This window comes from Fulvivirga sp., from assembly GCF_040220315.1.
GTDB lineage: Bacteria > Bacteroidota > Bacteroidia > Cytophagales > Cyclobacteriaceae > Fulvivirga.
The window spans coordinates 1-8925 of sequence record NZ_JAVJUY010000329.1; the positions used below are offsets into that span (position 1 = coordinate 1).

The window sequence follows — 8925 nt, forward strand, 5'->3', positions numbered from 1 at the left end:
TTATAAAACCTACCCCAATAAGGTATTATTTAGCAGCATACGTTTTGAATCTATTATTGAGATTAAGTGTGGGTACTGTTAATATGAATAAACCGGAATATATAAGAATACCTTGGGTGTAGATTCCAAGAGTAACATTTAAAGTGCCAAAAACTAATGTTAAACCACCTGCTAAAAGTGCAAAAATATTGATGAGTCTGATCCTTAACATTTCAAAGTCTGTAGTATCACTACGAACTCCAAAATGTGTTAATGTGGCTAAAAATCTGGTCATCAGCTAATTAATAGCATCAATTTAACAATGTAGCCTAATTTTATGAAGTAAAAGGGTGTTAATTTTCGGTTTTATTCGCCAACTGACCACAAGCCGCATCAATATCTTTTCCCCTGCTTCTTCTAACGGTAATAGGTATATTATGATCTTCCAGCAGCTTAACATACATACCTATCGCTTCATTAGATGCCTGTTGAAATTCACCATCATCAATAGGGTTGTACTCAATTAAATTGACTTTAGATGGAACGGCCTTGCAAATTTTAAGTAGCGCTTCGGCATCTTTTTGCTGATCGTTTATACCTTTCCAAACCACATATTCATAGGTAATTTTTCTTTTGGTTTTATCGTACCAGTATTTTAAGCTATCAATAAGGTCTTCCAGTGGGTTTTTATCATTGATAGGCATAACCTTAGAGCGTATCTCGTTAATGGCTGAATGTAACGATACGGCAAGATTGAATTTTACCTCGTCATCGGCCATTTTCTTTATTAATTTGGGTATGCCCACAGTAGAAAGGGTTATTCGTTTGGCAGACATGCCTAAGCCTTTATCTCCAGTAATTTTATCGATGGCCGCAATTACATTATTGTAATTTAAAAGAGGCTCGCCCATTCCCATAAATACAATGTTCGTTAAAGGTCTGCCAAAGAATTGCTCGCCTTGTTCTTTTATCGCCACCACCTGATCATAAATCTCATCTGGATTGAGGTTGCGCATGCGCTTTAACCTGGCCGTTGCACAAAAATGACAATCTAGACTACAACCTACCTGGCTGGAAATACAGGCTGTAATTCGCTTTTCTGTGGGAATCAGAACAGATTCAACAGTCATGCCATCAAACAGTTTAACGGCATTTTTGATGGTGCCATCCGAGCTGCGCTGCATCTGATCAACGGCTATATGGTTAATCACAAAGTCTTTCTTCAACTGCTCTCGGGTAGCTAAAGATAGGTTAGTCATCTGATCAAAATCTTTGGCTGATTTTTTCCACAGCCACTCATCTACCTGTTTGGCACGAAATCGTTTTTCACCTATCGACTCAAAGTAATCACCAATATCTTCTAAGCTCAGTTGTCTAATGTCTTTTGCCGCCATAGCTGCAAAGATAGTATCTTAATTTCCTTGCTTTAATATTTGCAGAAATTTCGTTGGAATGGTAGCAATCTTCTTCAACTGATAATCGAAACAGACAATTCCTGTTTTACCAAGTGCAGTTATTTTACCAGAGGTATGATTTTCAATAACATATAACATATCAAACCCAATTTTAGAGATGTTCTCAACCGCAATTTTAATTCGCAATTCATCCTTATAAAACGTTTCTGACTTGTAAGTGATGGCAGCATTGGCGACTATAATACCAATACCCCCTTCAATAGATACCTCATCTTTATAACCATGATGCTGAAAGAATTGCATTCTGGCTTCTTGCATGATGGTTAATACCTTGTCATTACCAACATGGCCGCCATAATTGATGTCAGATATAGAAACAGTGTATGAGGCTGTAAAGATGAAATCGGAAGGAGGTATAATTTTATTTTGACTCATAAATTGGGGTATTTTAAAGACATATTGACATATTTTAAGGTAATATTAGAATATTATATGCCATTATGACTTATTAATTTAGTTGGATTGTTATTTGACAAATATGAATTGAAAGAATTATTAAAAGAAATGTGAGGCGTTATATTGATTGTGGAACAGACAATAGAAAGGCCTGATATAAAAGTTACAAAAAAATGAATTTTGATAAGTACACAATAAAATCGCAAGAGGTGCTTCAGAAGGCAGCAGAGGTGGCTTTAGGCTTTGAGCAACAAGCTATTGAGCCAGGTCATTTGTTACAGGCAATTTTAAGCACAGACGAAAACCTGGTTTCATTTATCATTAAAAAGTTAAATGTCAACCAGTTGCATTTAAGCACTAAGCTTGATGAAATTATTCAAAGCTACCCTAAGATAAGCGGTCAAAAGCCTTATTTATCTAACGATTCTGCTACTGCACTCCAAAAAGCAGAGAAAGAGCTTAAAGCATTCAATGACGAGTACATTGCTGTTGAGCATATTGTGATAGGATTACTTCAGGGAAAAGATAAAGTAGCATCCTTATTAAAGGATGTAGGTTTTGAGTATAAAGCACTTCTAGCTGCCATTAAAGAATTAAGAGGTAATAGCCGGGTAACAGACCAGAATGCAGAATCCAAATACAAATCATTGGAACGCTATTCTGTTAACCTAAATGAGCAAGCCAAAAAAGGTAAAATCGATCCGGTAATCGGCCGAGATGATGAAATTAGAAGAGTACTTCAGATATTGTCCAGACGTACAAAGAACAACCCGATACTCTTAGGTGAGCCTGGCGTTGGTAAAACGGCCATTGTAGAAGGTATGGCCCAGCGTATTGTAGATGGCGATGTTCCTGAAAACCTAAAAGACAAAATATTAATATCCCTTGACATGGGACTTTTGGTGGCAGGAGCCAAATACAAAGGTGAGTTCGAAGAGCGACTGAAGTCAGTGATTAAAGAAGTAGTAGATTCTGATGGACAAATTATCCTGTTCATCGATGAGATTCACACACTGATAGGCGCTGGTGGTGGTGAAGGAGCCATGGATGCTGCTAACTTGCTTAAACCGGCATTGGCTAGGGGTGAACTACATGCAATTGGTGCTACTACGTTGAAAGAATATCAGAAGTATGTTGAAAAAGATAAAGCTTTAGAAAGAAGGTTTCAGTCAGTTACCGTAGATGAGCCATCTACACCAGATGCAATTTCCATACTTAGAGGTATCAAAGAAAAATATGAATTGCACCACGGTGTGAGAATTAAGGATGACGCTGTAATTTCCGCGGTTGAATTATCCAATAGATATATTTCAGATCGGTTTTTACCAGATAAAGCCATTGACTTAATGGATGAGGCAGCTTCTAAACTAAGGTTAGAGATGGATTCTATGCCCGAAGAGTTAGATGAGTTGAACCGTAGGATAATGCAACTTGAGATTGAGCGAGAGGCTATTAGAAGAGAAAAAGATAAAGAGAAAGAGCGAGACTTAACAAAGCAAATTGCCGATCTCACGGATAAACGCAATGACCTGAAAGCAAAGTGGGAAAATGAAAAATCCGTAGTTCAAGGCATAAGAAGTGAAAAGGAAAAAATTGATAAGCTGAAGTTTGAAGCTGAACAGGCTGAAAAGTCTGGTGACTTTGGACTGGTTGCTGAGATACGCTATGGCAAATTGGTGGAAGCCGAAAAAAATCTTGAGATGTTTCAAGAGAAAATGAAAGAACAGCAAGGCTCCTCAATGCTCAAAGAGGAGGTAGATGCAGAGGACATTGCAGAGGTAGTTTCTCGATGGACAGGTATTCCACTATCAAAAATGATTCAGAGTGAACGGGAGAAATTACTTTTCCTTGAGGAGGAATTAGGAAAACGTGTAGCCGGTCAGGAGGAGGCTATTCAAGCCCTTTCAGATGCTGTGAGAAGGAGTAGGGCGGGCTTACAAGACCCGAAAAGGCCGATTGGCTCGTTCATATTTTTAGGAACAACGGGTGTTGGTAAAACAGAATTATCTAAGGCTCTGGCTGAGTATTTATTTAATGATGAAAATGCCATGGTTCGAATAGATATGTCTGAATACCAGGAAAGGCATTCGGTGAGCAGATTGGTAGGAGCACCTCCGGGATATGTTGGTTATGATGAAGGAGGCCAATTAACGGAGGCAGTAAGGAGAAAGCCATATTCTGTAATTCTGTTGGATGAAATTGAAAAGGCGCATCCGGATGTTTTCAACATTTTGTTACAAGTGTTAGATGAAGGTAGGCTCACTGATAACAAAGGGCGTGTGGCAAACTTTAAGAATACTATCATCATAATGACTACCAACATGGGCTCGCACATTATTCAGGAAAACTTTGAGAACATGACGGATGATAATAAAGAGGAAGTGATTGAAACAACTAAAAATCAGGTATTTGAGCTGATGAGAAAATCTGTTAGACCAGAGTTTCTTAACAGAATTGATGAGACAATCATGTTCAGACCGTTATCTAAAGAAGATATTAGAAAAATTGTTGACATTCAGTTTAAGTCAATACAGAAAATGTTGGAGGACAATGGAGTGAAACTCGAAATCTCTGATAAAGCCTTAGATTACTTAGCCAAACGAGGTTTTGATCCTCAGTTTGGGGCAAGGCCATTGAAGCGGGTTTTGCAGAAAGAGATATTAAATCAACTTTCTAAAGAAATTTTAGCCGGTAAAGTCAATAAAGAGAGCCTTGTTGGCGTTGATATGAATGACGATGGTCAAATTGAGTTTCTCAATTTAGATCAGGTTGAAATTTAGCACTAGTTTGATAAGTGTAGTTTGGTAGAGGCCCTGACCCTGTTATAAGGTGTCAGGGTTTCTTATAAATAGCCTTCATCAACATTGAAAAACCGCTTCAATTTCTTAACTGAGTTCTTATTAATGATCATAATCAAATAATCATCTTCAGTGATTTTTACGGTTTCTTCAGGGTTTTTCATTAACACTCTTTTGCCATCCTCAATTTTTACTATCCCAATTAAAACAGCATTAAATTCCTTTTTTATGTCAAAAAAAACTTTGTCGTAGAATTGGTTATTGTACGGGTTATCCTTTAAAACCTTGTATTGTTTGATGTCATAATGCTCATCCGTTTGTGGGTATGCCAAAATTTCTTCTGAATATTCTGCAACATCGGGCTCAAAAATATAACTAGCTAGGAGCCTGGAGGCTATTTCGTGTTTGCTCACCGCATAGGTTACCCCAGCACTTTGGAATGTAGTTTTAAGGTTGGCATTATCCAGGGTCACTACATACTTTAAGTCATCAAAATGCTTCTTTAAATTGAGTACGTATACCAACTTTTCTGTGTCGTCATCCAGATTAACGAACATGATAGAACACTCATCTACATTTAATTTTGAGAGCATATCAAAATTATTATAATCTGAAAAAAGTGTAAAAACATTTTTATTCGGGTAAAACTCACGTATTATATCAACGTTATCTTTTTCCTTTGTAACTATAGCCACTTGCCTTCCAGCGGCAATCAGTTGATCAATTACTGCTTTGCCAAAGTCAGACCAGCCAATCATTACTACATGATTCGTAAAATTCGTTCCATTCATACCCAATTTGTTATTTTCTCTTATTGTATTCATGATGCTACTTATTTGGCCAATCATTACCCCATAAAAACCCAAGCTTGCCAGCAGAAAGATTGAACCAAAAATTCTACCTTCCTGTGTAACCGGGGTCAAATCTCCATAGCCCACTGTGGTAAGTGTAACCATGGCAAACCAAATTGCATCACCATAATCTTTTATGGTAGCATTAGGATCTTGTGACTCAAAGTAGAATAAAATGGCCGTTAGTACGGAATAGCCTACCATAAAGCCTAGAATAATAATGCCTATTCTTAATACATTCGAGAGTTTAGCCATAATTCTAACCTTGAATATAAGAAAGAAAATCTATTAAAACCCATGTGTAGTAATCTGTTTAACAGACGGTTATAAAGGTATTTAGCATACTAGGAAAACTATCTACGAAAAAATTCGTATTAAAATTTGTTAATTTACTTTCCATTATTAGTTTTGTCTACGAATAGATTCGTATATGAAAATTAAACCAACAGATAAAGAGTTAGAAATACTTCAGGTGCTATGGGACAAAGGCCCTTCTACTGTAAGAGAAGTGAACGAACAACTATCACAGGATAAGGAGATAGGTTATACGACCACCCTGAAATTTATGCAAATCATGCATGAGAAAGGCATCGTATCAAGGGAGCTGTTTGGGAAGACCCATCGTTATACAGCCCTTATAAATAAGACATCTATACAACAAACACTTGTTGAACAACTCATGGAAACAGCTTTTCAAGGTTCAGCTATGAAGATGGTAATGCAGGTTTTAGGCAATAAAAAGTCCAGCGCAAAGGAATTGAAAGAAATAAAGGAATACATTGATAAACTTAACTCTGAGCAAAAATGAATGGATTGGTAGAGGCTATTGGTTATACACTTTTACACTCTCTTTGGCAGGGCTTTTTTCTTGTGTTGTTGCTTTTTGGGATTAAAGGCATATTTAGAATACAATCATCCTCTGTAAAATACCTGCTGGCCTGCATTTCATTAACTGTGTTCTCGGTAAGTGCTTTTGTTACTTTTGGATATTATCTATCAATCCCAGAGCAATCTGGCAGCCTTAACGAGATGTATTTTATTTTCTCCAACAATCTCATTGAGACGGTAAGCAGAATATCGCTATTGGCTTGGGTACATTCTCATATTCAAACCATGGTTCTTGTTTGGCTTTCAGGAGTTGGTATTATGCTAGTGCGGTTTAGCGGCAGTATTTTATATCTCAAATGGCTTGTTAAAAAATCTACGCCAGTAACTTATCAGGAGTGGCATCACCTAACTACTAATCTCAGTGAGAAACTGGGCATAATAAAAACGGTACAACTGAAATTTTCAGATCGGATTGATGTGCCATGTGTAGTAGGAATACTGAAGCCAATCATCTTATTTCCAGTGTCATATGCCTCAAACCTCAGCCTAAGTCAGTTGGAGCTTATCATATCACACGAACTGGTACATATTAAGCGGTACGATTTTCTGGTTAACATATTTCAGCATCTGGTAGAGTCTGTCTTCTTCTTTAATCCTTTTGTATGGATGATCTCTAATATCATTAGGGCTGAACGGGAAAATGCTGTTGACGATGAGGTGGTGTCTGTCTTGGAAAATAAAAATGAATATATCAAAACATTGGCAGCAGTAGAAGAGGTTCGGTTACGCCCTCTGCTCGCCACTCAATTTGCAACCAATAACAACTTAATAACACGAATAAAACGATTAACAGATATGAAAACTCAAAACAAAATGGAAGTTAAATTAATAGCACTATTGGTCATGGCGGCTATTATTATGAGCTTCAGTTGGTATTCTAAAAATGATGAACCAACTGATTTACATCGCAAAGATGTTATCAAAAATGAAATTATTAATATTCAACCAAAGGATGTGGATGTGAAAATTCATAGCGAGCCAAGGTTTGACGACAGAGAAGATTCAGAAAGAGATGATGAGAGAATCGTGCTAACAAAGAAAGATGTGCGAGTGAATGAAAAAAGGCTGGCAAAGGAAAATAGGGTAGTGAAGAAAGATTCTTTAGAGGATGATGACGATTGGAGAAACGATGATTGGCCAAGAAGAAACTCAATCCATTTTGACAAGTCGGATGAACTGGCCAGATGGTCAGAGGAGTTTATGGAAGAGTTTTCCAAAAAGTTCGAAGACTTTTATGCAGAACATGGAGAGGAGCTCAACAGAATGTCAGAAGAGCTGAGTATAAAAATGAACAAATTCGATGATGAGCGATTTGAGGATATGATTCAGGCTGAAGTGTTACGTGCGAAAGAAATGGCTCAGCGGGTTTTAGTTGATGAGGAGCGCATTCATGCTGAGCTAGAACGAGCAAAAGAAGTAATGGAAAAACAGCTAAGAGTCGAAGAATTGAGGGTGAGAGAAATTGAGGCCATGGCTCATAATATTCAAAAGAGAGTGGAGGAATTTGAAAATGAGCTAGTGGATGAAATAAGAAAGGATGGCTACCTCAAAGGCAGTGAAAGACTATCGGACTTGGAATTTGAGAGAAATGGAGACGTGTCGGTGAATGGAGATAAAGTTTCAGATTCTGATGCCAAAAAATATCGTGACATCTATGAAAAACACTTCGATAATGAGCCGGATGGCGTAATTTATAAAAGATAGATTAAGGAGGCATTAGCCTCCTTTTTTATTTCAACTCCAATACAGCAATATTCTCCACATGATGTGTATGCGGAAACATATCCACAGGCTGCACTTCAGTCACCTTATATTTATCATTAAGTAAAGCTAAATCCCTGGCCTGAGTAGCCGGATTACAACTGATATAAACAATTCGTTTGGCACCACTTGTCAAAAGTACATTGCACACATCCGGATGCATCCCAGCTCGTGGAGGATCTGTGATAATGATATCCGGCTTTCCGTTTGATTTAATAAAACCAGCGGTTAATGTGTCTTTCATATCACCTGCATAAAATGTGGTATTTGTTATACCATTTATTTCTGAGTTGATTTTAGCATCTTCAATGGCAGCTTCCACATACTCTACACCTACCACCATTTTAGCAGATTTAGATACATAATTGGCTATGGTACCTGTTCCTGTATATAAATCGTAAACAGTGTCTTCATTACTGATTTTTGCTAGTTCCCATGCGCGCCTGTATAACACTTCTGCCTGTTCAGAATTGGTCTGGTAAAATGATTTTGGCCCTACTCTAAAAGTGATTTTATCTTTAGAATCTGGGAAATTCATCTGCTCTTCAATATATGGCTTTCCATCAACGCACATCACATCTAAATCATGAAAAGTATCATTTCCCTTATTATTGATCACGTAATTAGTGGAAGTAACTTCATCAAACGATGCAATAAGGTCTGTGAAAAGCTTGATGGTTTTCTGGTCATCTTCTGTCACTTGTAGAATTACCATCACTTCACCTGTACTAGATGTTCTTATGATCAGGTTTCTTAAAAAACCTACTTGCTTTACCA

At 37.4% G+C, this 8925-nt stretch carries 8 protein-coding genes; 3 read left to right on the top strand and 5 right to left on the bottom strand.

Annotated features, from left to right (window positions below; genetic code table 11):
• Positions 1–25: 25 nt before the first annotated feature.
• From RLO81_RS16785 to RLO81_RS16795, 3 genes are read right to left on the bottom strand one after another with little or no spacing between them, the layout of a single operon-like run.
• A complete protein-coding gene (locus RLO81_RS16785) occupies positions 26–274 on the bottom strand; it encodes a hypothetical protein (RefSeq protein ID WP_350114330.1) in 249 nt (82 codons plus the stop codon).
• A gap of 58 nt (positions 275–332) precedes the next feature.
• The gene (gene rlmN / locus RLO81_RS16790; protein WP_350114333.1) at positions 333–1373 is read right to left on the bottom strand and encodes a dual-specificity RNA methyltransferase RlmN; all 1041 of its coding nucleotides are present in this window, start codon (positions 1371–1373) and stop codon (positions 333–335) included.
• Positions 1374–1391: 18 nt separating this feature from the next.
• Positions 1392–1829 (bottom strand): acyl-CoA thioesterase, encoded by a 438-nt coding sequence (locus RLO81_RS16795; protein WP_350114336.1) that lies wholly within the window; start codon positions 1827–1829, stop codon positions 1392–1394.
• 194 nt (positions 1830–2023) lie between these two features.
• Between RLO81_RS16795 and clpB the strand changes: the two genes are divergently transcribed.
• A complete protein-coding gene (clpB, locus tag RLO81_RS16800; protein WP_350114339.1) occupies positions 2024–4630 on the top strand; it encodes an ATP-dependent chaperone ClpB in 2607 nt (868 codons plus the stop codon).
• Positions 4631–4692: 62 nt separating this feature from the next.
• Here the strand turns inward: clpB and RLO81_RS16805 are convergent, their stop codons facing one another.
• The gene (locus tag RLO81_RS16805) at positions 4693–5754 is read right to left on the bottom strand and encodes a potassium channel family protein (protein WP_350114342.1); all 1062 of its coding nucleotides are present in this window, start codon (positions 5752–5754) and stop codon (positions 4693–4695) included.
• A gap of 175 nt (positions 5755–5929) precedes the next feature.
• On the opposite strand from RLO81_RS16805, the gene RLO81_RS16810 reads away from it, so the two are divergent.
• Entirely contained in the window at positions 5930–6307 is a 378-nt protein-coding gene (locus RLO81_RS16810; RefSeq protein ID WP_350114345.1) for a BlaI/MecI/CopY family transcriptional regulator, read from the top strand.
• On the top strand, positions 6304–8091 hold the full coding sequence (locus tag RLO81_RS16815) for a M56 family metallopeptidase (protein WP_350114349.1): 1788 nt from the start codon (positions 6304–6306) through the stop codon (positions 8089–8091). Before RLO81_RS16810 ends, RLO81_RS16815 begins: the two co-directional genes overlap by 4 nt.
• Positions 8092–8116: 25 nt before the next feature.
• On the opposite strand, the gene rlmD is transcribed toward RLO81_RS16815, so the two are convergent.
• A partial coding sequence (gene rlmD / locus RLO81_RS16820; RefSeq protein WP_350114351.1) for a 23S rRNA (uracil(1939)-C(5))-methyltransferase RlmD occupies positions 8117–8925 on the bottom strand: 809 nt, incomplete at its 5' end.

What these genes read in the sequence shown, in the direction of transcription:
- RLO81_RS16785 (WP_350114330.1), bottom strand. Translation starts at nt 274, where the DNA reads ATGACCAGATTTTTAGCCACATTAACACATTTTGGAGTTCGTAGTGAT.
- rlmN (WP_350114333.1), bottom strand. Translation starts at nt 1,373, where the DNA reads ATGGCGGCAAAAGACATTAGACAACTGAGCTTAGAAGATATTGGTGAT.
- RLO81_RS16795 (WP_350114336.1), bottom strand. Translation starts at nt 1,829, where the DNA reads ATGAGTCAAAATAAAATTATACCTCCTTCCGATTTCATCTTTACAGCC.
- clpB (WP_350114339.1), top strand. Translation starts at nt 2,024, where the DNA reads ATGAATTTTGATAAGTACACAATAAAATCGCAAGAGGTGCTTCAGAAG.
- RLO81_RS16805 (WP_350114342.1), bottom strand. Translation starts at nt 5,754, where the DNA reads ATGGCTAAACTCTCGAATGTATTAAGAATAGGCATTATTATTCTAGGC.
- RLO81_RS16810 (WP_350114345.1), top strand. Translation starts at nt 5,930, where the DNA reads ATGAAAATTAAACCAACAGATAAAGAGTTAGAAATACTTCAGGTGCTA.
- RLO81_RS16815 (WP_350114349.1), top strand. Translation starts at nt 6,304, where the DNA reads ATGAATGGATTGGTAGAGGCTATTGGTTATACACTTTTACACTCTCTT.